This is a genomic window from Vibrio sp. 5S239 (assembly GCF_041439575.1).
GTDB classification, from domain to species: Bacteria; Pseudomonadota; Gammaproteobacteria; order Enterobacterales; family Vibrionaceae; genus Vibrio; species Vibrio kanaloae.
Genome location: NZ_JBGOOM010000009.1, coordinates 91,216 through 117,223, shown reverse-complemented (window position 1 = coordinate 117,223; position 26,008 = coordinate 91,216). Strand labels below are relative to the sequence as shown.

The 26,008-nt window shown below is 46.0% G+C and carries 24 protein-coding genes; 17 read left to right on the top strand and 7 right to left on the bottom strand.

The window, feature by feature from the left end:
• Positions 1 to 35 precede the first annotated feature (35 nt).
• Complete coding sequence (locus ACED48_RS09790) at positions 36 to 650, top strand: TetR/AcrR family transcriptional regulator (RefSeq protein ID WP_017054925.1); 615 nt, start codon at positions 36 to 38, stop codon at positions 648 to 650.
• 111 nt (positions 651 to 761) lie between these two features.
• Here ACED48_RS09790 and ACED48_RS09785 read toward each other — a convergent pair whose 3' ends face one another.
• Both ACED48_RS09785 and ACED48_RS09780 read right to left on the bottom strand, forming a co-directional pair.
• The gene (locus ACED48_RS09785) at positions 762 to 2,237 is read right to left on the bottom strand and encodes a Na+/H+ antiporter NhaC family protein (RefSeq protein WP_017054924.1); all 1,476 of its coding nucleotides are present in this window, start codon (positions 2,235 to 2,237) and stop codon (positions 762 to 764) included.
• Positions 2,238 to 2,254: 17 nt separating this feature from the next.
• Positions 2,255 to 3,598 carry a glutamine synthetase family protein gene (locus tag ACED48_RS09780; protein ID WP_017054923.1) on the bottom strand — a complete coding sequence of 448 codons (1,344 nt, stop codon included), beginning with the start codon at positions 3,596 to 3,598 and terminating at the stop codon, positions 2,255 to 2,257.
• A 342-nt stretch (positions 3,599 to 3,940) separates the two neighbouring features.
• On the opposite strand from ACED48_RS09780, the gene ACED48_RS09775 reads away from it, so the two are divergent.
• From ACED48_RS09775 to gabT, 8 genes are all read left to right on the top strand, one after another.
• Positions 3,941 to 4,687: a gamma-glutamyl-gamma-aminobutyrate hydrolase family protein gene (locus ACED48_RS09775; protein WP_017054922.1), complete on the top strand. Its 747-nt coding sequence runs from the start codon at positions 3,941 to 3,943 to the stop codon at positions 4,685 to 4,687.
• A gap of 16 nt (positions 4,688 to 4,703) precedes the next feature.
• The gene (gene puuR, locus ACED48_RS09770; RefSeq protein ID WP_017054921.1) at positions 4,704 to 5,261 is read left to right on the top strand and encodes an HTH-type transcriptional regulator PuuR; all 558 of its coding nucleotides are present in this window, start codon (positions 4,704 to 4,706) and stop codon (positions 5,259 to 5,261) included.
• Between the two features lie 36 nt (positions 5,262 to 5,297).
• Complete coding sequence (locus tag ACED48_RS09765) at positions 5,298 to 6,782, top strand: aldehyde dehydrogenase (RefSeq protein ID WP_017054920.1); 1,485 nt, start codon at positions 5,298 to 5,300, stop codon at positions 6,780 to 6,782.
• Positions 6,783 to 6,812: 30 nt separating this feature from the next.
• Complete coding sequence (locus tag ACED48_RS09760) at positions 6,813 to 8,090, top strand: FAD-binding oxidoreductase (RefSeq protein ID WP_017054919.1); 1,278 nt, start codon at positions 6,813 to 6,815, stop codon at positions 8,088 to 8,090.
• 21 nt (positions 8,091 to 8,111) lie between these two features.
• The gene (aguB, locus tag ACED48_RS09755; protein ID WP_017054918.1) at positions 8,112 to 8,978 is read left to right on the top strand and encodes an N-carbamoylputrescine amidase; all 867 of its coding nucleotides are present in this window, start codon (positions 8,112 to 8,114) and stop codon (positions 8,976 to 8,978) included.
• A gap of 11 nt (positions 8,979 to 8,989) precedes the next feature.
• The gene (gene aguA / locus ACED48_RS09750; protein ID WP_017054917.1) at positions 8,990 to 10,072 is read left to right on the top strand and encodes an agmatine deiminase; all 1,083 of its coding nucleotides are present in this window, start codon (positions 8,990 to 8,992) and stop codon (positions 10,070 to 10,072) included.
• A gap of 93 nt (positions 10,073 to 10,165) precedes the next feature.
• Positions 10,166 to 11,593: an NAD-dependent succinate-semialdehyde dehydrogenase gene (locus ACED48_RS09745; protein WP_017054916.1), complete on the top strand. Its 1,428-nt coding sequence runs from the start codon at positions 10,166 to 10,168 to the stop codon at positions 11,591 to 11,593.
• Between the two features lie 15 nt (positions 11,594 to 11,608).
• A complete protein-coding gene (gene gabT, locus ACED48_RS09740; RefSeq protein WP_017054915.1) occupies positions 11,609 to 12,880 on the top strand; it encodes a 4-aminobutyrate--2-oxoglutarate transaminase in 1,272 nt (423 codons plus the stop codon).
• Between the two features lie 173 nt (positions 12,881 to 13,053).
• On the opposite strand, the gene ACED48_RS09735 is transcribed toward gabT, so the two are convergent.
• The 4 genes from ACED48_RS09735 to uraH all read right to left on the bottom strand — a co-directional run bounded on the left by ACED48_RS09735 (position 13,054) and on the right by uraH (position 18,155).
• A complete protein-coding gene (locus ACED48_RS09735) occupies positions 13,054 to 14,415 on the bottom strand; it encodes an 8-oxoguanine deaminase (protein WP_017054914.1) in 1,362 nt (453 codons plus the stop codon).
• A gap of 196 nt (positions 14,416 to 14,611) precedes the next feature.
• On the bottom strand, positions 14,612 to 16,060 hold the full coding sequence (locus ACED48_RS09730; RefSeq protein WP_017054913.1) for a nucleobase:cation symporter-2 family protein: 1,449 nt from the start codon (positions 16,058 to 16,060) through the stop codon (positions 14,612 to 14,614).
• A 151-nt stretch (positions 16,061 to 16,211) separates the two neighbouring features.
• On the bottom strand, positions 16,212 to 17,555 hold the full coding sequence (locus ACED48_RS09725; RefSeq protein WP_017054912.1) for an NCS2 family permease: 1,344 nt from the start codon (positions 17,553 to 17,555) through the stop codon (positions 16,212 to 16,214).
• Positions 17,556 to 17,801: 246 nt separating this feature from the next.
• On the bottom strand, positions 17,802 to 18,155 hold the full coding sequence (gene uraH, locus ACED48_RS09720) for a hydroxyisourate hydrolase (protein WP_017054911.1): 354 nt from the start codon (positions 18,153 to 18,155) through the stop codon (positions 17,802 to 17,804).
• A gap of 410 nt (positions 18,156 to 18,565) precedes the next feature.
• On the opposite strand from uraH, the gene puuE reads away from it, so the two are divergent.
• The 8 genes from puuE to ACED48_RS09680 all read left to right on the top strand — a co-directional run bounded on the left by puuE (position 18,566) and on the right by ACED48_RS09680 (position 24,914).
• Positions 18,566 to 19,501 (top strand): allantoinase PuuE, encoded by a 936-nt coding sequence (gene puuE / locus ACED48_RS09715; RefSeq protein WP_017054910.1) that lies wholly within the window; start codon positions 18,566 to 18,568, stop codon positions 19,499 to 19,501.
• A gap of 22 nt (positions 19,502 to 19,523) precedes the next feature.
• Positions 19,524 to 20,039, top strand: coding sequence for a 2-oxo-4-hydroxy-4-carboxy-5-ureidoimidazoline decarboxylase (uraD, locus tag ACED48_RS09710; protein WP_017054909.1), 516 nt, complete (start codon positions 19,524 to 19,526; stop codon positions 20,037 to 20,039).
• A gap of 122 nt (positions 20,040 to 20,161) precedes the next feature.
• Positions 20,162 to 21,148 carry an allantoicase gene (gene alc / locus ACED48_RS09705; protein ID WP_017054908.1) on the top strand — a complete coding sequence of 329 codons (987 nt, stop codon included), beginning with the start codon at positions 20,162 to 20,164 and terminating at the stop codon, positions 21,146 to 21,148.
• A gap of 14 nt (positions 21,149 to 21,162) precedes the next feature.
• A complete protein-coding gene (locus ACED48_RS09700; protein WP_017054907.1) occupies positions 21,163 to 21,723 on the top strand; it encodes an ureidoglycolate lyase in 561 nt (186 codons plus the stop codon).
• 14 nt (positions 21,724 to 21,737) lie between these two features.
• Entirely contained in the window at positions 21,738 to 23,054 is a 1,317-nt protein-coding gene (locus tag ACED48_RS09695; RefSeq protein ID WP_017054906.1) for a urate hydroxylase PuuD, read from the top strand.
• A 502-nt stretch (positions 23,055 to 23,556) separates the two neighbouring features.
• Complete coding sequence (locus tag ACED48_RS09690; RefSeq protein ID WP_017054905.1) at positions 23,557 to 24,075, top strand: hypothetical protein; 519 nt, start codon at positions 23,557 to 23,559, stop codon at positions 24,073 to 24,075.
• Between the two features lie 43 nt (positions 24,076 to 24,118).
• Complete coding sequence (locus tag ACED48_RS09685) at positions 24,119 to 24,475, top strand: MerR family transcriptional regulator (RefSeq protein ID WP_017054904.1); 357 nt, start codon at positions 24,119 to 24,121, stop codon at positions 24,473 to 24,475.
• 58 nt (positions 24,476 to 24,533) lie between these two features.
• On the top strand, positions 24,534 to 24,914 hold the full coding sequence (locus ACED48_RS09680) for a carboxymuconolactone decarboxylase family protein (RefSeq protein WP_017054903.1): 381 nt from the start codon (positions 24,534 to 24,536) through the stop codon (positions 24,912 to 24,914).
• A gap of 110 nt (positions 24,915 to 25,024) precedes the next feature.
• Here the strand turns inward: ACED48_RS09680 and ACED48_RS09675 are convergent, their stop codons facing one another.
• On the bottom strand, positions 25,025 to 25,906 hold the full coding sequence (locus ACED48_RS09675) for an AEC family transporter (RefSeq protein WP_017054902.1): 882 nt from the start codon (positions 25,904 to 25,906) through the stop codon (positions 25,025 to 25,027).
• Positions 25,907 to 26,008 lie beyond the last annotated feature (102 nt).

The following is a 26,008-nucleotide window of genomic DNA, read 5'->3' as shown; positions in this document are numbered from 1 at the left end:
CTATGATTTCAGTAACGAGCTGTAAAGGGTGTAATATGTCTAGGATCAGACAAAAGAATCAAGATTTAATCATCGAAGTCGCGTGTGAACAATTCGCCACTCATGGATATGCCGCAACAAAAATGGCTGACATCGCAAAAGCGGCCGACATTCCCAAACCTAACGTATTTTATTATTTCAGCTCTAAAGATAAGCTCTACAACGCTGTGCTTGAAACCGTCACTCAACCCTTACTAGAAGCATCTCATCCGATTGAAGAGCTGAGCGATCCTGTTGAAGCTTTATCTCAATATATTCAAACCAAACTGATTATTTCTCGTGACCATCCACATGCCTCTAAAGTATTTGCCAATGAAGTGATGTCGGGCGCGAAAGTGCTGCCGAAAGAGATTGGCGATGAACTGTATAAGCAATCCCAGATGATTCTTGATAAGTTTTCAACGTGGTCAGCACAAGGTCTAATGGACGATGTTCCTGTTCATCACCTGATGTTTACCATCTGGGCAGCCACCCAAACCTACGCCGATTTTGGTTGGCAGATTTGCAGCGTAATGCAGAAAGACCGGCTCGATGATAAAGACTATGAAGATGCCGCTGAGTTCATCACCCAGCTAGTGATTAAAGGGTGTGGTGTGAAAGGGAGCTCTTGAAAGCTGGAGAGTCGTGCAGAGAGTTGTTTTAAGCTTGCCCTTCAGGAAATTGAAATGCCTCATCATAGAATAAGGCATTTTGTTTACGCTTATATTTTAGCTGTATGAGGCTTAGCCAACTAACAAGAAGAAGAGAGCTGTTGCGACAATACCTATCAATGCGTAGGGGAATTGAGTGGTTGCGTGTTGCATTGAGGTACATCCGGAACCTTGAGCTGACAATACCGTTGAGTCACTAAAGAAACATGAGTGGCTGCCCGCTGCTGATGCCGAAAGCAGAGCCGCAATAGTTAAATGTAGAGGTACGCCAAGTTGTTCGCCTAGAGGCAGTACGATTGGCATAGCAACTGCAAAAGTTCCCCAAGAAGATGCGGTAGCAAACACCAATGCACCTGTGATCATAAAGATAATTGCAGGGAAGTAAGATGCCGATAGATAAGGGCTTACTGTCTCGATGACATATTGTGTTACTCCTAGAGAATCATTGACAGACTTCAGCATGAATCCACCAATCACCGTCGCCAATGGCAGCAGCATGACTTTGATTCCGTCGTAGACTGCTTCAAACATATCATTCATTGAGATTAGACGTTGAATACCATAGAAGCAGATAGTAAAGATAATTGCGACAAATACGCCTGCTAATAGATCAATACCGAAGTACCAGCTTGCACCAACTAATACCGCCATAGGTAATAGGAAGTTGATTAATCCCATCGTTGGGTTGGTGTGCGCTGTAATATCTGCGCCAAAGTCGATGTCTGTTGCACCGTCAGGACGTACTTGACCTTTCTTCGCTCGCTCCTCAGCCTGCTTCATTGCGCCTAAATCCGGCATCTTTTCTAACGCAACGAGAAGGACGATTATCAGCGTAACCCAGCCATAAGCCATGTATGGAATCGCTTCAATATATGCTTTGATCCCCTCACCAGCTTCAGCCACTCCATTTGCTTCAAGCAGTGAGCTAAAGAAAATAGCCCATGTTGATATTGGCACCAGAATACAAATCGGCGCAGCGGTGGAATCGACTAGATATGATAGTTTTTCACGGGAGATGTTGTACCCGTCAGTGATCTTCTTCATCGATGATGAGATAGCGATCGCGTTCAGATAGTCATCAATAAAGATCATGATGCCGAGGAAAAAGGTCATCAGCATAGATTGTTTACGGCTCTTAACCTTTGTGACCAACATATCTGAAAAGCTTAAAATACTGCCGCCTTTTTCGAGAATTGCGATTAACCCCCCCATCAGTCCGCAAACTAGAACGATCCATGCAATGGTTTCGTTCATCATTACATCCATCGATATGCCGACAATTTGCTCAACGGCTTGCGCAGGGTTGAGTAGTAGTACACCAGCGATGGTGCCACTAAAAAGCGCCTCTACGGTGCGGTGTGTAGTTAGAGCGAACACCAAAACAAGAGCGGTAGGGAGAAGGCTCATCCATCCATAGGCCTCTCCTTCTTGGTGGTTCAATCCAATTGATGTGAAGAAAATGAAAGTCGCGACAACCAATAGAGATACCATGATGTGTTGACTGTTGATCTTCAGCGGCGCGTCCAACGCCTTAGTTTGCGTAGTCATACGTGTAGTTCCTTTGTTTATGCTGAGTGCAACATCCAGTCGATTTCTAATGGAGTGATGGCGCGTTCAAACTCTGCCAGTTCACTTCGTTTACAAGCTAAATATAGATCGACAAACTCTTTAGAGATGTACGGGGTCAGCTCACTGCGTTCTAGCTGATCGAGAGCTTCAGACATACGCAGTGGTAAGTCTATTGCATCATCACTTAGGGGGTTAGGACATTGGTCTTTGGTATAGTTTTCACTCGCTAATACTGCGGATAGTACTACTGCAGCGAGAATGTAAGGGTTAACGTCAGCTCCCGCAATGCGGTGTTCAATTCGGCGATTGTTGCTGTCGCTGATAGGAACACGCAATGCGACACCACGATGGTTCTCGCCCCAGTCTGCTTTCGTTGGCACGTAAGCTCCTGGAACAAAGCGGCGGTAAGAGTTAACGTTAGGGCAAATCAAGGCCATGGAATCGGATGTTTGAGCAAGCATCGCGGCCATGGTTTGATAAAAGAGATTACTGGGTTCACCATCTTGTTGGCTGAAGTGGTTATTGTCGTTGGAATCCACCAAGCTAAGGTGGATGTGCATACCGTTACCAGCTTGCTCACTAAATGGCTTAGCCATGAAGGTAGCATCGAAATCATGTTGATTAGCAATTTGACGAATTAGGCGTTTGACGATGATGATTTCATCACACACCCGTAGTACATCTTTAGAGTGGTTGAAGTTAATTTCGAATTGTCCTGGGGCGGATTCAGATAGTGCCCCCGAAGTATTTAACCCTTGTTCTTGAGCGACTTTGTTAAGATCGGCCAAAAAGTCTGCGTAATCATCCAAACCATCTAAGTCATAGACTTCGGTATCTTTTTCTCGTGATTTTTTGTTTGGGTTGATGGCAGTTTGTAGTGCTCCCATCTCACCCCGCTTCCTGTCTATTAAGTAAAACTCTAGCTCTAAGGCAACACATGGATGTTGATCTTTGGCGTGTAGCTTTTCGAGAATTTCACTGACGATATTACGAATAAAGAGCGGGTTTGGGGTGTGGGCTGACTCATCCATCATACTTAACATTATTTGGCCCACTTGCTCTTTAGCGGTAGGCATTAATGTATCTGCAATTGGGAAACACATGTTGTCTGGTTCTCCCAATTCTTCACCTAACCCTGCTGTTTCAACCACATTACCTTTGGTATCTAAAGTAATTGTCGAGAGGGGAAGTGCTATTCCCTTATGCAGCTTGTGTAGTGCACTTACTGGGATGCGCTTGCCTCTTGGTGTGGCATTGATGTCGGTAAAAATCAGATCAACAAACTCGATGTTTGGCCATTTTTGTCGAAAATTTTTAACTTCCTGTAGATACGATTCCATTGTGTTCTCCAACTAGCCTCTATTTGGTAAATTAAAAGTAACAAAAAAGAAACAAGGCAATTGTACTAATTAGACTAAGGTCTGACTTTTAAGGTTATTTCCTTTTAATACATAAGCTTGTGTTGATTGTTTTGAAATTTACAATTTATTGAAAGATGTTTTTTGTTAACTGTTTTGTAACAGTTGATTGTGTTTTGCTCAATATAATGTCCAAAATTAGTCGCTTTTTTGACCGAAAAAGTGGGTTTGGTCACGATTTGGTCATAATATCGAACATCGGTGTTGATAATTTCGTACATGATTTGTAGTGTAAGTGTTAAATAAATCGAACACGGAAGTAACATGTCTAGAACAAGCAAACCCATTATTGGAATTGTTAGTTGCGCTAAAGAATTGGGTGGCTATCAAATACAGGCAGTGAATGATTTTTACCTCACGGCTGTGAAAGACTTTGGTGGATTGCCACTGATATTGGCTCCGGATATGGCAAGTGAAGACGTTGAGCGTCTTCTTAACATCTGCGACGGTTTTTTATTTCCGGGGAGTCACTCAAATGTGGCACCACATCATTACAACGGCACTCATGAAGAGCCTAAGAAAGATGAAGCTCGAGATGAGCTTTCCTTTACTTTGATTCGTCAAGCGATAGACAAAGACATTCCGTGTTTTGGTGTTTGCCGTGGATTTCAAGAAATGAATGTTGCTCTGGGAGGTTCACTGAACCCAGCAGTTCATGATTCAGGTTTCAACGACCATAGAGAGAGTGAGGTCGAAGACTTTGAAGAAAAGTACGCTCCATCACACGCGGTACTGGTGCAAAAACAAAGTTTGTTTGAGAAATGGCTGACGGAAAATCATTGGGAAAACACTATTTTTTTTGAGGTTAACACCCTTCATAACCAAGGGGTTGACCAATTAGCTCCCCAACTGACTGTGGAAGCTAAAGCACCGGATGGTTTAGTTGAAGCGTTTAGTCTTCCTGGGCAAAAATTCTTTGTTGGCGTGCAGTGGCACCCAGAATGGAAAGCAAAAACGAATCATTTCTCTCAAATTTTGTTTAAAGAATTTATGATGGCGGCCTCTCTATAAGTTAGGAGCCACCTACATGGACAACCAAGAGATTGGTAAAAATATTGTTCGATTAAGAAAAGAACATGGATTGTCACAACGAGAATTAGCCGAACGAGCAGGTATTACACATAGCGCGATCTCTTCGATTGAGAATGCGAAGGTAAGCCCGTCAGTGAGTTCGTTACAAAAAATAGTGAATGTTTTTTCTTTATCTCTTTCGGAGTTTTTCACACTTGAACAATCCAAAAGCGATGAAGTGAAGGTTGTCGTTGCACCTGAAGAGTTGGTTGAAATGGGCAGTGAGTCGGTTTCAATGAAATTGGTAACCAACGGCAGCAAAGAACAGGTAATTGGATTTTTGATTGAAGAGTATGCCCCCCACGGTACAACGGGTGCGGCGGAAATTAAACATGAAGGCGAAGAAATCGGCACTATTTTAGAGGGTGAAATCACTCTGGAATACAAAGAGCAATCTTTTGTCCTTAAACAAGGTGAATCGTACATTATTGATACGACGCAGCCGCACAAGTTTACAAATCACACAGACAAGGCTTGTCGAATGATAAGCGCGCATACGCCAACCACATTCTAAGTGGGCCTTGCCTTGTTGTGATAACAAGGAGAGCGTATGAAAACCCAAGAACAATGGATTGAACTGAAAAACAATCTAAACATCGAAAATCGTGCCTTTATTAATGGTGAATATAGCGCAGCTATCAGTGGAAAAACTCTAGATGTTGTTAACCCGGCTACCGACGAGACATTGACCCAGATAGCTCGTTGCCAAGAAGAAGATGTTGAGCTTGCTGTAACATGTGCTCGTCAAGCTTTCCTTTCTGGTGAATGGAGCAACAGTGCTCCGTCATACCGCAAAGCGGTACTCAGCCAATTTGCAACGCTGATTGACCAACATCGTGAAGAACTTGCGTTGCTGGAAACCCTAGATACGGGTAAACCAATCAGCCACAGCGTTTCAACCGATATCCCTGGTGCTGCAAGCGCACTGCGTTGGTATGCAGAAGCCATCGATAAAGTGTATGGGGAAGTCGCGCCAACGGAACAAGATGTACACGCCTTTGTTTCTCATCAAGCTATCGGTGTCGTTGCTGCGGTAGTTCCATGGAACTTTCCATTGTGGTTAGCTTGCTGGAAACTTGGCCCTGCATTAGCAGCAGGTAATAGCGTTATTCTTAAACCCTCTGAAAAATCTTCTCTCACTGCTATTTATATTGGTCAACTCGCCAATCAAGCAGGCTTACCACGTGGCGTTTTTCAAGTCGTTACAGGCTTTGGCCATGAAGCCGGCGATGCTTTAGCGAAACACCAAGACGTCGACTGTATTGCATTTACGGGTTCTACTCGTATTGCTGGTCAATTAATGGTTCGTTCTGGTGAAACCAATCTTAAGCGTGTGTTTGCTGAGGCTGGTGGTAAGAATGCCAATATCGTATTTGAAGACTGTGAAGACCTCGATCGTGCAGCCGCAGAAACCGCTGGTGGTTGCTTCTATAACCAAGGCGAAGTTTGTGTCGCTGCAACTCGTTTATTGGTGCACGAAAGCATCAAAGATCGCTTTGTTGATAAAGTCATTTCTGCGGCTCAATCCTTTATGCCGAAAGACCCAATGGACACCTCATCTTCGATGGGAGCGCTCATCGATCAAGGTCACAAATCAAAAGTGCTTGAATATATAGAGCTTGGCCAAGCGGAAGGTGCAGTTCTTCGTTGCGGTGGTGATGTTGAAGGCAAAGGTGCATTTGTTGAGCCGACCATTCTTGATAACGTTGACAATAAAATGCGTGTCGCCCAGGAAGAAATATTTGGTCCTGTACTTTGTGTTATCTCATTTAAAGATGAAACTGAAGCCGTCGCAATCGCCAATGATTCAAAATACGGTTTAGGTGCGGCGCTTTGGAGCGACAACATTAACCGCGTACACCGTGTAGCTAAACAGCTTCAAGCAGGTTCTGTTTGGGTGAACAACTACAACGAAGGTGATATGACCGTCCCTTTTGGTGGGTTCAAAATGAGTGGTAATGGCCGTGATAAGTCACTGCACGCCATCGAAAAATTCACCGAAACCAAAACCACTTGGATTCGCCTTCACCCTTAGCCTGCTGATGATTAATAAAGGAATATCACTATGAATAAGCATACGGATTCGTTTTACGCCCACTCTATCCCGAACATGCCAGAGTTCCCACAACTGCAAGGCAACATTGAGTGTGATGTGTGTGTGGTTGGGGCTGGTTTTTCCGGTTTATCCTCAGCTCTTCATTTGGCAGAGAAAGGTTTTAAGGTAGTAGTACTAGAGAGTGCCAAAGTCGGTTTTGGAGCAACTGGTCGTAATGGTGGACAGATCGTCAATAGCTACAGCCGAGATGTTGATGTGATTGAAAGCCGTTACGACCAACCCCACGCTAAAGCTCTGTGTGACATGATTTTCGAAGGCGGAGATGTCATTCGTGGCCTAATCGAAAAATACGATATTGAGTGTGACCACAAACGCGGTGGCCTATTTACCGCGCTAAACAAAAAGCAGTTAAAAGGTTTAGAGCATCATAAGAAAAACTGGGAGCGATATGGTAATGATCAACTCACCATGTTGGATGCTAGCCAAGTAGAAGAGGCGGTTGGTACTCAAGTTTACACCGGTGGCTTGCTTGATATGCGTGGTGGGCACATTCATCCGCTTAAACTCGCATTGGGGGAAGCCGCAGCATTTGTTTCTCTTGGTGGTCAAATTTTTGAACAGTCAGCGGTAACGTCCATTGAAAAAGGCGCGAATCCTGTTGCAAGAACAGCGAGCGGTAGCGTGAAGAGTAAATATTTGGTGTTAGCTGGCAACGCCTACTTAGGTGGGTTGGCTCCGAATATCAGTAACAAAGCGATCCCATGTGGAACTCAAGTCGTGGCGACAGAGCCGCTTACCGATGAGCAACTAAAACAGGTTTTACCAAGTGACTACTGCGTTGAAGACTGTAATTACTTACTGGACTATTTCCGATTGAGTGCCGACAAACGCTTGTTGTTTGGGGGCGGGGTGGTTTATGGCGCTCGTGACCCTCAAGACATTGAGTCTCTGATTCGTCCTAAGCTAGAAGGTATTTTCCCTCAGCTTAAAGGTATCAAGATTGATTACACATGGACTGGTAACTTCTTACTTACCTATTCGCGTATGCCGCAGTTCGGCGCATTCGATGACAATATTTATTATTTGCAAGGCTACAGTGGTCATGGAGTTACCTGTACTCACTTGGCTGGCAAGCTATTGGCAGAAGCCTTAACAGGGCATGCCGAACGATTTGATGCCTTCGCACAACTCAAGCACTACGCCTTCCCTGGTGGACGTCACTTCCAAATACCATTCACAGCAGTTGGCGCAGCGTATTACAACCTAAGAGATAAACTGGCCATCTAACCGGACGATAAGGAACATCCAATGAGTAGAGTAGTAAAATTTGCGGCCCTGCAACTGACCAAAAGCTGGGATCTGGAAGATAACCTAAATAAAGCTAAGCAATCGATTCGTGAAGCTGCGAGTAACGGTGCCAATGTGGTTTTGCCGCAGGAATTGTTCGCTGCCCCTTACTTTTGTAAGAAGCAAGAAGCTAAGTATTTTGAGTTGGCTGAGGAAGTAGACAATTGTTTGTTGATAGCAGAGATGAGTGCATTGGCAAAAGAGCTCGGGGTCGTGATTCCAGTTAGTTATTTTGAAAAAGCGGGCAATACTTTCTTTAACTCATTAGTGATGATTGATGCCGATGGCACTGTGCTAGATAACTACCGCAAATCACACATCCCGGATGGTCCGGGTTATAGCGAAAAATACTATTTTAGTCCTGGAGATACTGGCTTCAAAGTATGGCAAACCCAGCTTGGTAAGTTCGGCGCTGGAATTTGCTGGGATCAATGGTTTCCGGAGCTTGCTCGTAGCTTAGCGTTACACGGTGCAGAAGCCATTTTTTACCCAACTGCTATTGGCAGCGAACCACAAGATCCAACTTTAGATTCTCGTGATCACTGGCAACGTACTATGCAAGGCCATTCCGCTGCAAACTTGGTTCCTGTGATTGCGTCTAATCGCGTAGGCACAGAGTGTGATGATGGCATTGAAACTACATTCTACGGTTCCTCTTTTATTACCGATCATACTGGTGGCAAGTTAGCAGAAGCGCCACGTGATGAGGAAGCTATCATTTACGCGGAGATTGATTTAGCCGCAACGGCTCAAGCGCGTCACTCGTGGGGGCTGTTCCGTGACCGCCGCCCAGATCTATATGGCTCTGTGGGCAAACTAGCAGTTTAAAGGGGCAGACTATGCAGTTATCGACAACACCACTGCAAGATGGGTTCTACTTTCCAGCTGAGTTTCATCCTATTGAAGAAGTTTGGTTAGCTTGGCCAGAAAGACGAGACAATTGGCGTGATAATGCCCTTCCTGCCCAACAAACATTTGCTTGCATTGCGAACGCGATAGCTGAAGTGACTAAGGTTTGTGTCGCCGTGAGTGCGAAGCAATTTGATAAGGCGCGAACATTGCTTCATTCAGACATTCGGCTTGTTGAAATCCCATTCAATGATGCGTGGATGCGTGATATTGGGCCCACAGTGTTGGTGAATCAAGACGGCGAGCGTCGTGGAATCAACTGGCAGTTTAACGCTTGGGGTGGTGACTACAATGGCCTCTATGAAAACTGGCAGCAGGACGACCTAGTGGCGAGCTCAGTATGTGACATTATTGGGATTGATCACTACAACGCCCCATTCGTTTTAGAGGGGGGCTCAATTCATACCGATGGTGAAGGTACGCTCTATACAACAGAAGAGTGTTTGCTTAGTCCGGGGCGCAACCCTGAGTTGAATCAACAACAGATAGAAACACATCTCAAAGAATATCTGGGTATTGAAAAGGTCATTTGGTTGCCTAAAGGATTATTCGATGATGAGACTGACGGACATGTTGATAATTTGATGCATGTGATTGCCCCGGGGAAAGTGGTATTGAGTTGGACAGATGATCCTTTAGACCCACAATTTGCATTATCTCGCCAGGCGGAGCAAGTGTTAAAGGCTCAATCTGATGCTAAAGGCCGAGAGATTGAAATCATTCGTTTACCGTTGCCAGGGCCTTTGCACTATAGCGAAGCAGAAGCCAGCGGAATTAATAAAAGTGACGGAATGACACGTGATGCAGGAGAAAGGTTAAGTGCTTCTTATGCCAACTTTCTTATCGCGAATGGCTATGTGTTTTTGCCATTGCTCGATGATAGAACTGACGATCAGGCAATAAAAATATTGCAGCAAGCGATGCCTGATTATCAAGTCGTTGGTATACCAACGCGTGAGGTTTTGCTTGGTGGAGGTAACATCCACTGCATTACTCAGCAGATCCCTGCTTAAGAAAATCACTATTAAAACAATGAGCTATTGGTTTTCTGCTTGGTAGGGTAACTATCAGTAGATGCCAAGGTAAAGCTGTCAAAAGGAATCACCATGCAACAAATTACAAATCAATCATTGCTGTCGTTTATGGTGCTAAATCAAGACCAGGGCATTGCTGTAAGTAACCCCGCGACGGGTGAAATACTTGGTTATGCACCAGTGTCACCTGAACATGACATTTTAGATGGGATCGAGCGTGCAAGCTTCGCGCAAAAAGAGTGGGCTTTGCTGCCAGCCAAAACCCGTTCTGGTTTGCTACAAAAATGGTATCAGTTGTTACTTGATAACAAGGAAGATCTCGGTCGCCTGATGACGTTAGAGCAAGGCAAGCCATGGGCAGAAGCACAAGGTGAGGTGTTGTACGGCGCAAGCTTTATCGAGTGGTTTGCTGAAGAAGCGAAGCGTACCTATGGTGAGACAATTCCAGCGCCAAGTAGCGACAAACGCCTTGTAACTATGAAACAACCTATTGGAGTAGCTTGTGCGATTACTCCGTGGAATTTTCCTATTGCAATGATAACTCGTAAGGCAGGTCCAGCACTTGCGGCTGGCTGTAGTTTTATTGTGAAGCCGTCTGAATCCACACCTTTATCTGCTTTTGCTGTAGCTGAGCTAGCATATCAAGCGGGCATTCCTCGTGATGTACTGCAAGTGGTATTGGGCGCGAATTCTCGTCAAGTTGGCGGTATTTTTACCTCACATCCTCTGATTCGTAAGCTCTCTTTCACGGGCTCTACGCAAGTTGGAAGAGTGCTGATGCAGCAAAGTGCAAACGACATCAAGCGAACGTCAATGGAGCTTGGTGGAAATGCACCATTTATCGTATTTGATGATGCAGATATTGATGCGGCTGTGCTTGGTGCAATGGCGTCTAAGTTTCGTAATGCCGGTCAAACCTGCGTCTGCGCTAACCGTTTTTATGTACATAACAAGGTGTACGATGAGTTTGTTGAAAAATTCGATGCAGCAGTGCAGCAGCTTAAAGTAGGCAATGGTCTAGAAGAGGGTGTAAATGTTGGTCCGGTAATCAGCGAATCAGCAAAACAAGGTATTCAGTCCCTCATTGACGGCGCAATCGAACAGGGCGCGAAACCAGTTACTGAGCCGAAAACTCTTGATGGTCTATTCATGCAACCTGTCGTTCTCAAAAACGTTACGCATGATATGGATATTATCTCGCAAGAGATCTTTGGCCCCGTCGCTCCTGTGATCAAATTTGATGATGACCAACAGCTTATCGAAATGGCTAACGACACTATCTATGGCTTAGCGTCTTACTTCTATAGCCAAAATATCCACCGTGTATGGAAGATAGCAGAAGCACTGGAGTACGGCATGGTAGGAATTAACGAAGGCATGATCTCTACCGAGGTAGCCCCTTTCGGTGGAGTTAAGCAGTCCGGTATCGGGCGTGAAGGGGCAAAACAAGGTATCGATGAATACATGAGCATCAAATATCTCTGCTTTGGCGGCAACTAATCAAAGGACATGACAATGACAAATCAACAACTACATCAAAGAAGAAGCCAAGTTATCGCTCAAGGCATGGGCGCACTGTACCCACTTTATGTCGAAAAAGCAGAGAATGCTCACGTGTGGGATGTGGATGGAAATAAATATATCGACTTTGCTGCTGGTATCGCGGTAACGAATACTGGGCATGCAAATAAGCGTATCAACGAAGCGGTAAAGGCTCAACTGGATAACTTTTCACACACTTGTGCGATGGTGACGCCTTATGCCTCCTTTGTTGAACTGGCAGAAAAGCTCACAGAACTCGCCCCCGGTGACAGTGATAAAAAAGCGATTTTCCTGACAACAGGAGCTGAAGCGGTTGAGAATGCTGTGAAAGTAGCGAGAGCTCATACTGGCCGCAGTGGTGTGATTGCTTTTAAAGGTGGCTTCCACGGCCGTACTAATATGACCATGGGGCTAACTGGTAAAGTCGCGCCTTACAAAGCGGGCTTTGGCCCATTTCCAAATGAAATATTTCACGCACCTTACCCAAATGCTTTTCATGGCGTAAGCACAGAACAAAGCCTGCAAGCGCTCGATGATTTGTTTGCGTGTGATATTGAGCCATCACGCGTGGCGGCGATAATCTTTGAGCCTGTGCAAGGTGAAGGCGGTTTCTATCAAGCCCCCGCGGAGTTTGCTCAAGGCCTGCGTGAGTTGTGTGACAAATACGGCATTATGCTTATCGCGGATGAAATTCAAACGGGCTTTGCGCGCACGGGTAAAATGTTTGCCACTGAATATCTGGGCATTGAACCCGACATGATAACAATGGCAAAAGGTATTGCGGGTGGTTTCCCTATCTCTGCAGTAGTGGGAAAAGCCGGTGTTATGGATTCGGCACTGCCAGGTGGCTTAGGTGGTACTTACGCTGGCTCTCCGTTGGGGTGTGTGGCTGGTTTAGAAGTCCTAAAAATTATCGAAGAAGAGCAATTGTGTGCTAAAGCAATGGGCATTGGTGAGGTTGTGAATGCCCGTATGAGCAAGCTACAGGAATCGGTTCCAGCTATTGGTGAAATACGTACCACTGGAGCGATGATGGCTATTGAGTTTACTGATCCAGAGTCAGGCAAGCCATTGCAGGACTTAACTAAAGCGGTGATAGCGAAAGCACAAGAAAATGGTCTTATTCTGCTTTCGTGTGGTGTAAAAGCGAATGTAATTCGTCTGCTTCCACCATTAACTATCGAATCTGAAGTACTCAGCGAAGGCTTAGATAAGCTTGAGAAAATTATTCTGGAAGTTGTTTAGGATTTGAGTTAAGACATTGTATTTTAATATAAAGGTCATTGTAGATATTCTTTTCGTGCTTATAATGTCCCTTCCTGAAATGTATTTACACATTGAGGACGGGGCTGTGAATGAATAAGTAAGGCCGACATCATGTCGGCCTTTTTGTTTTCGCTTTTCTAGTTGGCGTGTACCTAGTTATTCATCGCCAGCTTGCCGAGCTTCATTGCAGCAGCATGGTGTCGGTGCATTAATTGCTCCATGTCTACGCCAATTACAGCCCCATCATTAACTCGCCATTTTCCGGCTACCATCACCTTATCCGCTTGTTGAGCTCCACAAAGTAGTAGGGCAGCCAGTGGATCGTGGCTGCCAGAGAAACGAATATCATCGAGTTTGAACATCGCGATGTCGGCTTGTTTACCGACCTCTAGCGTACCAATGTCGGTTCTACCCATTGCGCTTGCGGAGCCTGAGGTTGCCCAGCGCAGTGCGTCAAAGTGCGACACATTCGCCGAACCATACTGCAGGCGCTGTAAGTACATTGCCATGCGCACTTCGGCAATCATATTTGAGCCGTCATTCGAGGCGGAACCATCGACACCCAGTCCGACTTTTACGCCAGCGGCTTCAAGATCGTTGTTCTTACAAATACCGGAAGCCAGCATCATGTTGGAAGTTGGGCAGTGGCTAATACCAATCCCTGCTTTACCCAAGCGTCTAATTTCTTCTATGTTGAAGTGAATACCATGAGCAAGCCAAGTGCGTTCGTTAAGCCACCCTACATCTTCTAGGTAATCGACAGGGCGTAGACCAAACTTCTCTATACAGAAATCCTCTTCATCCAGCGTTTCGCAAAGGTGCGTGTGCATCATCACGTTCTCACGCTCACTGATCTTGGCGGTCTCTTTCATTAGATCGGTGGTGACCGAGAATGGCGAACAAGGCGCGAGTGCGATTTGAATCATCGCCCCTTCATCACGCTGGTGGTAATCACGAATCAAGCGTTGGCTGTCATCAATAATGGTTTGTTCGGTTTGAATGGTGTGTCGTGGCGGTAGCCCACCTTCATCTTCCCCTAGACTCATGGAACCGCGAGTGAATATCGCCCTTACACCCAGTTTCTCTGCGGCCTCGACTTGTAAATCGATGGCATGTTCTAGTCCGTTTGGCAGTAAGTAATGGTGATCTGAAGCGGTGGTACAGCCCGACATCATCAGCTCAACCAGAGCCAGTTCTGTAGCAAGACTCATCATCTCAGAATCGAGGTTTGCCCAAACCGGGTAGAGGCTTTGCAGCCAATGGAAGAGCTCTTTATTGAGCGCGCCGGGGTAGGCACGCGTTAGAGTTTGATAGAAGTGGTGGTGCGCATTGATAAGCCCAGGAATTACAACATGACGAGAGGCATCGACGCTGTAATCTACGGGCAAAGTCGGCTCTTTGTGTTTGCCAACCAATTCAATGATTTTATTACCTTCAGTGACAATGCCGCCTTCTGCATCAGCCAGCGAGCCAGTGTAGATTGCGAGAGGATTCTTAATCCAGATGGTGTCCATTCATAGTAGTCCTTAGCCATCTCTGCCTTTTCAGGGAAGAGGGTCTTTATGTGGTATTTGTTGTTGAAAGATAATATGAACCAAGGGCGCAGAAACTTTCAGTGTTCTCATTACGCCCGCGATTCTACGGAAATCGGTTTTACGCGAGTTAGCGAACCATTTAGTGTAAGATTTATCCAGTTAACTCGATCATTAACTAATTAGCTTTGGGTTCTGGGCTTTCTGTCGCCGTTTGAACGTTTGTACTGGCTTCTTGTTGAACCCCTAATTGATCGTCTGAGTGTAGTGTTTCTTCAGCTTGCTCTTTCATTTCGAGTTCAACTTGCGCGTGGCTTTCGGCTAGCGCTTCTTGTTCTTCTGCTCGTGAAGATTTAGGCAATACAAGGTTTAGAACAACCGTCATGATGGTGCCGGTTGTAATGCCAGAGTGAAGAAAGTTAGCGAGATCATGCGGCAAGTGTTGCAACAATCTGGGCTCGAAAGTCACTGCCAAGCCAGACGCCAAACCAACACAGATTACCAAGGCATTTCGTTTGGTGTCTGCGGCCTTTATCAACATGCGGATACCCGCGTAGGCGATCATACCGAACATCACAAATCCTACACCGCCTAACACTGGCTTCGGGATCGTGACGGCAATGGCGGCTAATTTCGGAAATAAGCCACCTAAAATTAATAAACCTCCCGTTGCAGCTACTACGTAACGGCTTGCCACACCTGTGATACCGACAATGCCGACGTTTTGGCTGAATGATGCCAATGGCATCGCGGTGAGAATGGAAGAGAGTGTGCTACCAAGCCCATCGCCCAGTAATCCACGTTTTAGATCTTTACCGCTGACTTGAGTATGGCAGTTGTTCCCTAGCGCCATGAAGTCTCCGGTTGCTTCAGCGATAACCACGATGTACACCAAACTCATGCTGATGATGGCGCTGACAGAAAACGTAAAGCCATATTTGAAGGGCTCAGGCCCGCCAACCCATGCGGCAGAACTGATTTGATCAAGATTCACCATGCCGAGTGATAGCGCCACAATGTAACCGCCGGCTAAACCAATCACGATAGCGGAGGCCGCCACCGCGCCTTTACAGTAAACCGATACGCCAATCACGATCCCCAAAGAGACCAGTGCTAGAAACAGTTTAGGTAAGGTGGCGAATTGCTCAGTGTTGGCTGGAGCGTCGCCGATCCAATTCATGGCAACCGGTAAAATGGTTAAGCCGATTAAGGTAACCACCACACCACTTACCACGGTTGGGAACAGCGTACGCACCTTGTCCATGTAGAAGCTGGCACCTATCACCACAAACGAGCCGATTAGCGCTGAGCCCATGATCGCGGCGACACCGCCTTCGTTGCCGATTGAAATGGCGACGCCCAAAAAGGCAAAGCTCGAACCCATCACAACGGGCAGTCGAATACCAACAGGGCCAAAGCCGAGACACTGAGCGACGGTCACGATGCCTGAGGCTAATAGTGCCGCATTGATCAGTGAAACGATTTCCGTGTTAGGCAGGCCAATCGATGCTCCAACAATAAGGGGTACTGCGACAATGCCACCGATTGAGGCGAGCATATGCTGCAGCGCGAGTAGGAGGGTTAAGCTATGCGGCGGTCTTTCATTAAGGGTGTAAAGAAGTTTCATTTGATATTCCTTTGCCTGTGTTTCCGTTTACAGGCGATTGGCGGTCAAACATTGACTTCTACAAACTGCGTAGGGTCATAAAAATGGTGTTGTAACCTGTTTCTTGATAGCTCGGCCTGCGAGCAGGCCAAGCGATAGTTACGTTTGGTGATTAGCCGATGAATACGAGCTTGGCGATGAAGATAGCCGCTAGGAAGTACATCGAAATTGAAACGTCTTTTGTTTTACCTGTCGCCAGCTTCAGCACTGTGTAGGTAATGAAACCCAGTGCGATACCATTGGCGATAGAGAACGTTAGGGGCATCATTAGCGCCGTAATGGCAGCAGGAGCACCGTTTGTGAAGTCTTTCCAGTCGATGTGCTGCATGCTGCTCATCATCACGAACGCTACATAGATGAGTGCTCCAGAAGTTGCGTAAGCTGGGATCATGCCTGCAAGTGGTGATAGAAAAATCGCCGCTAAGAACAATACGCCAACCACAATCGCAGATAGGCCTGTTCGTGCGCCTGCTGCAACACCGGCGGCACTTTCTACATAACTGGTGACTGGCGGACAACCCACACACGCACCTGCCACACTTGAGATACTGTCGGCTTTAAGCGCTTTGCTCAGGCCTTCAATTTTTCCCGTTTCAGGATTGGTTAGGTTTGCACGCTCAGCCACGCCCATCAAAGTACCAGCGGTATCGAACATGTTTACAAAAAGGAAGGCCAAGATAACGCTGATCATTGAAACATCGAGAGCGCCCATAATGTCCATTTTTAGGAACGTAGGCGCTAAACTTGGTGGCGCAGCAAAGAAACCGTTGTAATGCACTAAGCCAAGCATCATGCCGACCAAAGTCACACTCAAAATACCAATTAACACTGCACCAAATACTTTGCGCTCACTCAGAACCGAAATAATGAGGAAAGCAATAGCGGCCAGTAGCGCTTCAGGTTTGGTGAAGTCACCTAAAGAAACCAATGTTGCTGGATTTTCCACTACAATACCTGCCGTTTTTAAGCCAATCAGACCCAAGAACAAACCAACACCCGCTGTCATGGAATAACGCAGACTCACTGGGATACTTTCAATTATCCATTGGCGTACTTTGTAAAAACTCATCCCGACAAACAAAATACCGGAGATAAACACCGCACCCAGTGCCACTTCCCAGCTATAACCCATTTCACTCACAACAGTAAACGAGAAGAAGGCGTTCAAACCCATGCCCGGTGCAAGTCCAACTGGCCAGTTGGCAAATAGCCCCATTAACAAACAGCCGATCGCAGCACCAATACAGGTTGCGACGAATACCGCACCTGAATCCATGCCTGAAGCGGCCATGATTTGTGGGTTAACGAAGATGATGTAAGCCATGGTTGCGAAGGTAGTGACACCGCCGACTAACTCATTTTTTACGCTACTTCCGTGGGCCTTAATTTTAAAAAACTTCTCTAAAATTCCGTTGTTCGCATCTTGGTTGAGTATTTCTGTTTTACTCTCACTCATGTCAGCAAGTCCTTTTATGTTGTGATCCATTTATTGAATACAGCGAGATTTCAATATTAAGTTTTAAGGTTTTTTCCTAGCCGCTATTTCTTTAGTTATCTGTTGTTTAGTCATCAACTTCTAACTAATAACGTTGTTAGTATTTTTATATGAGCGTGTTTAGTGTGTGCACACCTTTTGGGGTGTACACGTGAATCTGTTCAATATTTGTCGGTTGAGCCTAGTTCGAAGTTCTAGGTCACGGGACTAACTGCCCCGATAGGTTGAGAAACTGTAAGGCGAGACGAGAAGAGGAACGTGATAATGCGCGTCTGGATTATCTAGACCAAAGCGAATAACCACATCATCTAGGAAGGGCACGCCATCCAGCTCCACGCCTTTGCTTCTGTAGTAATCAGCGACGTAAAACACCAATTGGTATTTCCCCGGTCGGAAATCATTTCCTGCCAGAATCGGCGCATCGGTTCGGCCATCGGAGTTGGTGAGTACCGTCGCCAGCTTTTCTGTTGAGTCTTCGTTGACCTTATAAAGCTCTACCTTGATCTCTGCACCTGGTAAGCCGTGAGTCGTGTCTAATACGTGTGTTGTTAGTCTTCCCATAGTCCTTTAATAGCGCTTTTGGCGCTCCTCTGTTCCGTGGTTTATCTGTGTAATTCGACCTTGCAAAGAATGCAACTGGTCACTTTGTTATCACTAACTATGTACGAACTGTACACAATTAGTAAAGTTAATTGTTATAAAAATGTTGGTTAATCTGTCGTTTTTTCTGACTTTATAGATCTTTATTATCGTTTTTTAGTGAGCTTGGGTTTCATTAACCTGTTGTTTTTAAATGATATGAATGATTAAAATTAACTTTAATAACAAAATCTTTACATTGAGATAAATAATTGTATACAATAAATGTACGGGGTAAGGTTGCTCGGTTTTTGGAAAATCCACTCACTGATTCATTTTGATGAACCAACGAAAGAGCGGCTAAGCCAACCACTTATGTTAGGAGTACTTGGATGAATAAGGATTATTCAAGAAATTTGATCGGTTACGGAGCTAATCCTCCAAACCCTCAATGGCCAGGTAATGCGCGCGTCGCGGTTTCTTTTGTATTGAACTATGAAGAGGGCGGTGAGCGTTGTTTGTTACATGGAGACGACGAGTCTGAAGCTTTTCTTTCAGAGATCCCGTCAGCACAGCCGATCAAAGGCGAACGTCACATCAGCATGGAATCCATCTATGAGTATGGTAGCCGAGCGGGTGTGTGGCGTGTTCTTCGCTTGTTCGATGAATATGAAATCCCACTGACCGTATTTGCGGTCGCAATGGCGATTGAGCGTCACCCAGACGTTGCCAAAGCCATGGTCGAAGCGGGGCACGAAATCTGTAGCCACGGTTACCGCTGGATAGACTATCAATACATTGATGAGTCTGAAGAGCGCGATCACATGACTAAAGCGATTGAGATCATCCAACAAGTGACGGGTCAGCGCCCGCAAGGTTGGTACACCGGGCGAACGGGTCCCAATACGCGTCGCTTAGTCGCAGAAGAAGGCGGCTTTCTTTACGACTCCGATGCCTATGATGATGACCTGCCTTATTGGCACACCGAGACTGGTCATCCGCAATTGGTGATCCCTTACACACTCGATGTAAACGACATGCGTTTCTCAACGGCGCAAGGTTTCAACTCGGGTGATCAGTTCTTCCAATATCTTAAAGACACGTTTGACACCCTTTATATGGAAGGCGAAACCGCACCGAAAATGATGTCGGTTGGGTTGCATTGTCGTCTGATTGGTCGTCCCGGTCGTATTGCTGCATTAAGACGCTTCTTAGATTACGTCAAACAGCACGACAGTGTGTGGCTATGTCGTCGAATCGATATTGCCAACCACTGGCACCAACATCACCCTTATCAACCGAACAACGTTCATCAACAACAGAAGTAGCAGTGAAGCAAGGAGGCTTAACGTGACTGAATTTCGATCTTGCCAACCAACAACCATGAGCCGCGATACTTTTGTCGCGCACTTTGCTGATGTTTACGAACATAGCCCGTGGGTTGCTGAAGCGGTGTATGACCAAGGTTTGAGTGCCGAAGATGACCATATCGAGAATCTTCATTTGAAAATGGCATCGACCTTGTTAAGTGCAGACCAAGGCAAACAGTTGGCTTTGATCAATGCTCACCCGGATTTAGCCGGTCGAGCTGCAGTAAACGGCGAACTTACCGAGTCGTCGACCAAAGAACAAGCGGGGGCGGGCATTGAAAAGTGCAGCGCCGAAGAATTTGAAAAATTCACTTCTTACAACAACAGCTACAAAAGTCGCTTCAATTTCCCTTTTATTATGGCGGTGAAGGGAGCCAATCGTTACCAAATTCTTGAGTCGTTCGAGATGCGATTAGGAAATGATAGTGAAACTGAGTTTGCTACGGCGATTCAAGAGATCAACAAGATCGCGATGTTTCGTCTCTGGGATATGTAAGTTAACGGAGTTAACAGCTATCTCAGTCCAGTCTTAGTACGCTAAAGTTTTGATTTATAAAACATTAGCCACTAATTTCTCATTTTATTATTACTTGATTAATTTCATAGGATTACACGGACATGACCCATAAATTTGAACAGTACATAAACCTTGCAGACGAGAAAATCGGCGCAGAAGCTATCTTCGTAACAGACGATTTTTTTGCAGATAAAAGCCGTCTGCTTAGCCATGCTGCACCAGAGTGGAAAGATGACTTCTTCGACGACAACGGTAAGTGGATGGACGGCTGGGAAAGCAGACGTAAACGCGGTGAAGGTTACGACTACTGCGTGGTTCGCCTTGGATTAGCTGGCACCATTGCTGGTGTTGATATTGATACTTCATTCTTCACAGGTAACTTCCCACCTTCGGCATCCATTGACGCGTGTTATTCACCACAAGGTGAGCCAACAGACTCAACAGAGTGGCAAGAAATCCTGCCTTCAATGGCACTACAAGGTGATCACCATCATCTTGAAGCAATCGAAAGTGACCAAGTATTTACGCACCTACGTTTGAATATCTACCCAGACGGCGGTGTTGCACGCTTACGTGTTTATGGCCGACCAAGTGTTGATTGGGACGCGATAGATTCTCAACAACAAGTTGATCTAGCAGCCGTTGAACACGGTGGTCGAGCGTTGGCGTGTAGTGACGAACACTACGGCAATAAAGCCAACATTTTAGGCCCAGGCCGCGGTGAAAACATGGGTGATGGTTGGGAAACCGCGCGTCGTCGTACACCGGGTAACGATTGGGTTATCGTGGCACTCGGCCACCCTGGCAACATCGAGCGTATCATAGTTGATACGGCACACTTCAAAGGTAACTATCCAGACAGCTGCTCAATTCAAGCGGCTTACGTGAAAGGCGGTACCGACGACCAAGTAGAAACACAAAGCCTATTCTGGCGTGAACTGTTGCCTGCACAAAAGCTGCAAGCGCACGAGATTCACGAATTCATTTCTGAGGTTAACGACCTTGGTGCGATTACTCACGTACGTGCAAACATATTCCCAGATGGCGGTATCAGCCGTTTGCGTTTGTTTGGTACGAAAGCGAAATAGGTAAGGAAATGAGTATGAGTAATGGAATACGTCGTTTATCCATCGAACCGTTAACCAAGCAGGCTTTTGCAGAGTTTGGCGATGTTATCGAGTCCGATAATAGTGATTTCTTCATGATCAACAGTGGATCAACACGTCGCTACCACAAGCTAGCGACAACGGATGTACAAGACCAAGACGGAGAAGCCATCATCAGCATCTTCCAAGCCACACCGTTAAGCTACCCACTGACCATCAAAATGTTAGAGCGTCATCCACTTGGCTCTCAGGCATTCATTCCATTACTCGGTCAACCCTATTTAATTGTTGTGGCGCCAAAAGGCGATGACCCAGCGCTAGCTCAGAGTCGAGCCTTCTTGAGTAACGGCCGTCAAGGAGTGAACTATCACAAAGGGGTGTGGCATCACCCTGTTCTTGCCCTCACCGATCAAGACCAGTTCTTGATCGTCGATAGAGGCGGCGAAGGGCACAACTGTGATGAAGTTTATTTCGACAACGATCGAGTGGCATTGCATTTGGACGATCTGCCAACGGACGACAATAAGGAAGAGCAATGCTTAGCTAAAGTGTTGTGATACAGGAGTTTATTATGGATCCGCATATTACAGAGTGGTTGAATTTAGCGATTCGCTGGATTCACATGATTGTTGGTGTTGCGTGGATAGGCGCATCATTTTACTTTGTTTGGTTAGAGAACAACCTTAACCGAGTTAACCCTAAAACTGGCCTTTCAGGCGACTTATGGGCGATTCACGGCGGTGGTATTTATCACCTAGAAAAGTACAAACTCGCGCCACCAGAAATGCCAGAGCATCTGCACTGGTTCAAGTGGGAAGCTTACTTCACGTGGATCACCGGTGTGTGTCTACTGGGTGTGGTTTACTACCTTAACGCTGAAATTTACCTGATTGCACCGGGTTCTGGCCTGGATTCAACCACCGCAATCGCGATTGGTATTGGTTCATTTGTTGCCGGTTGGTTTATCTACGACTTACTGTGTGATTCGCCATTGGGTAAAACGCCTGTGTTGCTTGGCGTTGTGCTGTTTGTGCTGCTGGTCGCTGCTACCTATGGCTTAACTCAAGTGTTCAGTGGTCGTGGTGCTTACATCCACGTGGGTGCCATCATTGGTACCATCATGGTGGGTAACGTATTCCGCGTAATCATGCCTGCGCAGCGTAACTTGGTGAAAGCGATTGAAGAGAAGCGCGAACCGGATCCGGCATTGCCAGCGAAGGGTTTACTGCGTTCTCGTCATAATAACTACATGACACTGCCAGTGCTGTTCATCATGATCAGTAACCACTTTCCAAGCACTTATGGCTCGGAATACAACTGGTTGATCCTTGCTGGCCTAGCGATCTTCAGCATCTTGGTACGTCACTATTTCAACACGCGTCATGGTAGTCAGAAGTTCGCATGGACAGTGCCAGTAGCAGCATTAGGGATGATCACGCTTGCGTTTGTTACCTCGCCTTACGCCAAAAAGCAGATGACTCCGGTTGTACAAGCGCCAGTGGTTCAAGAAGTGCAAGTCAGTGCAACTGAATTAGCGACAGAAGAACTTGCTGCAAACGACACCGTTTCAACGACTAGTTCTCAAGCTGCACCTGCAGACCACGCAATGCAAACGGCTAGCGCAGGCGTAAGCTTTGAAACCATCAACAAAGTCATTCAAGAGCGCTGTTCTGTGTGTCACTCATCAACCCCAAGCCACGCCGCTTTTGCTGCTGCGCCAGCCGGTGTGATGTTTGATACCCCAGAAGAGATTAAAGCCAACGTACCAAGGATTGTTGCTCAAACCGTCACAACCAAGGTGATGCCGCTTGGTAACATGACTCAAATGACCGACGAAGAACGCGCACTGATCGGCACTTGGGTAGAACAAGGCGCTACGCTCCAATAATGATGTGAATCCTTTCCCTAAGAGCATGAGTCTTAGGTGAGGCTTGGGGAGAGTTTGGTTTACGGGCACGCGCCAAACTCATCCCACCCTGTTTCCCCGGTTCCTATAACCGGGGCTTTTTGTTTTTGGACAATATGAATTTATAAATATCATTTTATCGATTGAATGAGTATGCATGTCTGTTTAATGTTGTTGGGTCTAAATTTACCAACACTGATGATTCTATTTGGTAGTGGTAGGTGACCTCGAGATACAGCGCAAGGCGCCACGCCAATTCTTGGTGCTGTTTTTACTTTCCTCTTACACTCTTTTCTAATATCGAACCTAGTATCAAATTTCTCTTTGTTATACAGGCAAGTCTCTCATTATGAAGAACTTCTTTGATAGCGAACTCATGCTCTCTAGCTCCTTTAATTTCGTTTTGCTATCACTAGGGCTAACGCTCATCTTACATATTCCAATTTGGTGTGGGTTCAACTTGAGCCGACGCAAATGGAAGCTTATGGATTATTTATGGCCGCTGTTGGCGGGTATCGGCATGCTGGGTGCGGTTTCTGAAATTCGTGCATCGGTGGCGGGTGATTGGGTTGAGACTGAACAAACTAGAGCGGTCACTATTTTAGAGTCGATTCAGCAGTTCTCTTTGGATAAATTAAGAAGTGATATGTGTACCGGTCAGCCGTCTTTAGACACTCATGGTCAGCATCATGAAGCGTGTTTGTGGTATTTGAACACGGCCATTACGTTTAAAAATGTGGATTTCACTCTGTTGCCCAACGCCGCCGACTTTACGGTTCCTGCGCCTAGCGTATCGTTGGTGGAAAACGATGCAGTGTGGGTGGATGGTATGTTGAGTCAGTATGAGAAGCAGAAAAACCAATACATAAAAACCAGAGAAGCGCAGGTGAAGCAGCCATTAGAAAGCCTCTTCTGGTATGTGAGTCCTTACTTAGTGTGTTTTGCTATTGCTTTGCGTTTGACGAAAGTGACCGCAGAGCTCAAATTAGATAAGTGCGGATAGTTTGAGTTCCTAGTACTTATACCCAGATAGAAAAGGTGAAGTAATGAATGTGAGTGAGTTTTCTCGGTTGGTGGGTTTGTCAGCCCATACGCTTCGCTACTATGAAAAAATCGGCTTGTTGAAAAATGTTCAGCGAAACAGTAGCGGCCATCGAGTCTATACATCGAAGGACGTTACCTGGATTGAGTTTGTGAAGCGTCTAAAAGACACCGCAATGCCACTGGATGAGATTTTAGAATACGCAAAGTTGAGGGAGTTAGGGCCAGATTCGACTTCTCAGCGGCAAGCGTTGCTGGAACAGCATCAACAAAATTTGTGTTCCCATATTGAAGAGCAGCAAAAGCATCTGGCTGCGCTAGAGCAAAAAATTAGTTTGTATCGAGATGGAAAAGTCCGTTGACTTAGAGTCGACTCTAACTTGTAAGGTGTTCCTGTAAATCACAAAAAGGAGCAAACCTATGAATCAATCGCGTTTCGACATTGGCTTAGAAAGGCTTAATCATATCGACGGAGAAGCAGGGCAACAGGTTATCGAAAGCCTGCAAGATATCTGTCCTGATCTTGCCAAATATACTATCGAGTATCCCTTTGGTGACATCTATTCGCGCACCGGTTTGGATTTGAAATCGCGAGAGATTGCGACCGTGGCAGCTCTCACTGCACTTGGCAATTGTGCGCCTCAGCTTAAGGTGCATTTGAATGCGGCACTCAACGTCGGATGCAGCAAGGAAGAGATCAAAGAAGTGATATTGCAGATGTCGGTGTATGCGGGTTTCCCTGCAGCGTTAAATGGCATGTTCGCATTTAAAGAGGTGCTTGCGGAGAGACACACAGTGTAGAGAAACAATAAATATATTCTTAATAGGGAGCCTCAACTTTGCTAAGTTGCGCTCCCTTTTTATTGATTGGCTAAGTTTTAAAGGTTGTAAACCTGAAGGTTCGCGATTCTTTAAGACGACATAGACAGCGCGAAGGACAGCAAGATCGGCAAGGTAACCACGCTCAGGAAGTTGCCGAACAACACCATAGATGCGACCTTGGGCGGCTCGACATTGAACCTTTCTGCGAACAGGTAGTTCATCACGGCAGGTGGCAGCATGGTAAACAGCACCATCATCTGAAGATGCAGCGTAGGCAGCGGGATAAAGAAATAGATGATGGCAAAGGCGATGGCCCCTGTGAACAGCGATTGAGCCGTACACAGCAAGCCAACTTTTAATCCACTTAGCTTCAAGTTCACCATTTGCGAACCCAGTGACAACAGCATGATAGGCACGGCTGCTTGGCCGAGTAGTGAGGTGGCTTCGTAGATTGGATTCCATACTGCAATACCAGATAGGTTTAGCGTCATCGCCAACGCAGCGGCTAAGAATATCGGCATTTTGAGGATCTGTTTGATCGGGTTACCTTCACTCAGCAGTGCTAAACCAACACTAATGTGCACGCAAGCCGACACCACAAACAGCAGTACTGCAGGGGCTAATGCGCTCTCACCAAAGGTATACGTGAATAGAGGAATCGCAAGGTTACCACTGTTGCGGAACATGTGTGGCGGAGCCCAAGCTTTGAAGTTGAGCTTAAAGATCTTACAGATTGGAATCATCAATAAAGCGGGCACCAACACCGAAACCAAAGAAGCGGTGATGAGTGGCAGTTGCTCGGTGTCGAGGGGCATGGTGGTCAGTGATGCAAACACCAAAGCAGGAATACACACATCCATGTTGATACGATTGATCGGTTTGAAATCGGGCTTGAGCCAACGACCTACCGCAAAGCCAGCACTGGCTAAAGCAAAAACGGGAAACAGAATGCTGACGACCTGTTCGAACATAGAATTCCTTTCTAGATTGGGTGCTTCCATTTAGCTGAGAAACGAATGTTTTAGAGAGACGCCAAACGAAGCATAAAGTCGAGATGTATAAACATTAACCTA

Excerpts from the sequence above, each read along its gene's own strand:
- puuR (WP_017054921.1), top strand. The coding sequence starts at position 4,704 with ATGGACAACCAAGAGATTGGTAAAAATATTGTTCGATTAAGAAAAGAA.
- ACED48_RS09730 (WP_017054913.1), bottom strand. The coding sequence starts at position 16,060 with ATGAAACTTCTTTACACCCTTAATGAAAGACCGCCGCATAGCTTAACC.
- uraH (WP_017054911.1), bottom strand. The coding sequence starts at position 18,155 with ATGGGAAGACTAACAACACACGTATTAGACACGACTCACGGCTTACCA.
- aguB (WP_017054918.1), top strand. The coding sequence starts at position 8,112 with ATGAGTAGAGTAGTAAAATTTGCGGCCCTGCAACTGACCAAAAGCTGG.
- ACED48_RS09735 (WP_017054914.1), bottom strand. The coding sequence starts at position 14,415 with ATGGACACCATCTGGATTAAGAATCCTCTCGCAATCTACACTGGCTCG.
- ACED48_RS09675 (WP_017054902.1), bottom strand. The coding sequence starts at position 25,906 with ATGTTCGAACAGGTCGTCAGCATTCTGTTTCCCGTTTTTGCTTTAGCC.
- ACED48_RS09685 (WP_017054904.1), top strand. The coding sequence starts at position 24,119 with ATGAATGTGAGTGAGTTTTCTCGGTTGGTGGGTTTGTCAGCCCATACG.
- ACED48_RS09695 (WP_017054906.1), top strand. The coding sequence starts at position 21,738 with ATGGATCCGCATATTACAGAGTGGTTGAATTTAGCGATTCGCTGGATT.
- ACED48_RS09690 (WP_017054905.1), top strand. The coding sequence starts at position 23,557 with ATGGATTATTTATGGCCGCTGTTGGCGGGTATCGGCATGCTGGGTGCG.
- ACED48_RS09760 (WP_017054919.1), top strand. The coding sequence starts at position 6,813 with ATGAATAAGCATACGGATTCGTTTTACGCCCACTCTATCCCGAACATG.
- ACED48_RS09785 (WP_017054924.1), bottom strand. The coding sequence starts at position 2,237 with ATGACTACGCAAACTAAGGCGTTGGACGCGCCGCTGAAGATCAACAGT.
- ACED48_RS09745 (WP_017054916.1), top strand. The coding sequence starts at position 10,166 with ATGCAACAAATTACAAATCAATCATTGCTGTCGTTTATGGTGCTAAAT.
- ACED48_RS09680 (WP_017054903.1), top strand. The coding sequence starts at position 24,534 with ATGAATCAATCGCGTTTCGACATTGGCTTAGAAAGGCTTAATCATATC.
- ACED48_RS09765 (WP_017054920.1), top strand. The coding sequence starts at position 5,298 with ATGAAAACCCAAGAACAATGGATTGAACTGAAAAACAATCTAAACATC.
- ACED48_RS09780 (WP_017054923.1), bottom strand. The coding sequence starts at position 3,598 with ATGGAATCGTATCTACAGGAAGTTAAAAATTTTCGACAAAAATGGCCA.
- puuE (WP_017054910.1), top strand. The coding sequence starts at position 18,566 with ATGAATAAGGATTATTCAAGAAATTTGATCGGTTACGGAGCTAATCCT.
- aguA (WP_017054917.1), top strand. The coding sequence starts at position 8,990 with ATGCAGTTATCGACAACACCACTGCAAGATGGGTTCTACTTTCCAGCT.
- ACED48_RS09790 (WP_017054925.1), top strand. The coding sequence starts at position 36 with ATGTCTAGGATCAGACAAAAGAATCAAGATTTAATCATCGAAGTCGCG.
- ACED48_RS09775 (WP_017054922.1), top strand. The coding sequence starts at position 3,941 with ATGTCTAGAACAAGCAAACCCATTATTGGAATTGTTAGTTGCGCTAAA.
- alc (WP_017054908.1), top strand. The coding sequence starts at position 20,162 with ATGACCCATAAATTTGAACAGTACATAAACCTTGCAGACGAGAAAATC.
- ACED48_RS09725 (WP_017054912.1), bottom strand. The coding sequence starts at position 17,555 with ATGAGTGAGAGTAAAACAGAAATACTCAACCAAGATGCGAACAACGGA.
- gabT (WP_017054915.1), top strand. The coding sequence starts at position 11,609 with ATGACAAATCAACAACTACATCAAAGAAGAAGCCAAGTTATCGCTCAA.
- ACED48_RS09700 (WP_017054907.1), top strand. The coding sequence starts at position 21,163 with ATGAGTAATGGAATACGTCGTTTATCCATCGAACCGTTAACCAAGCAG.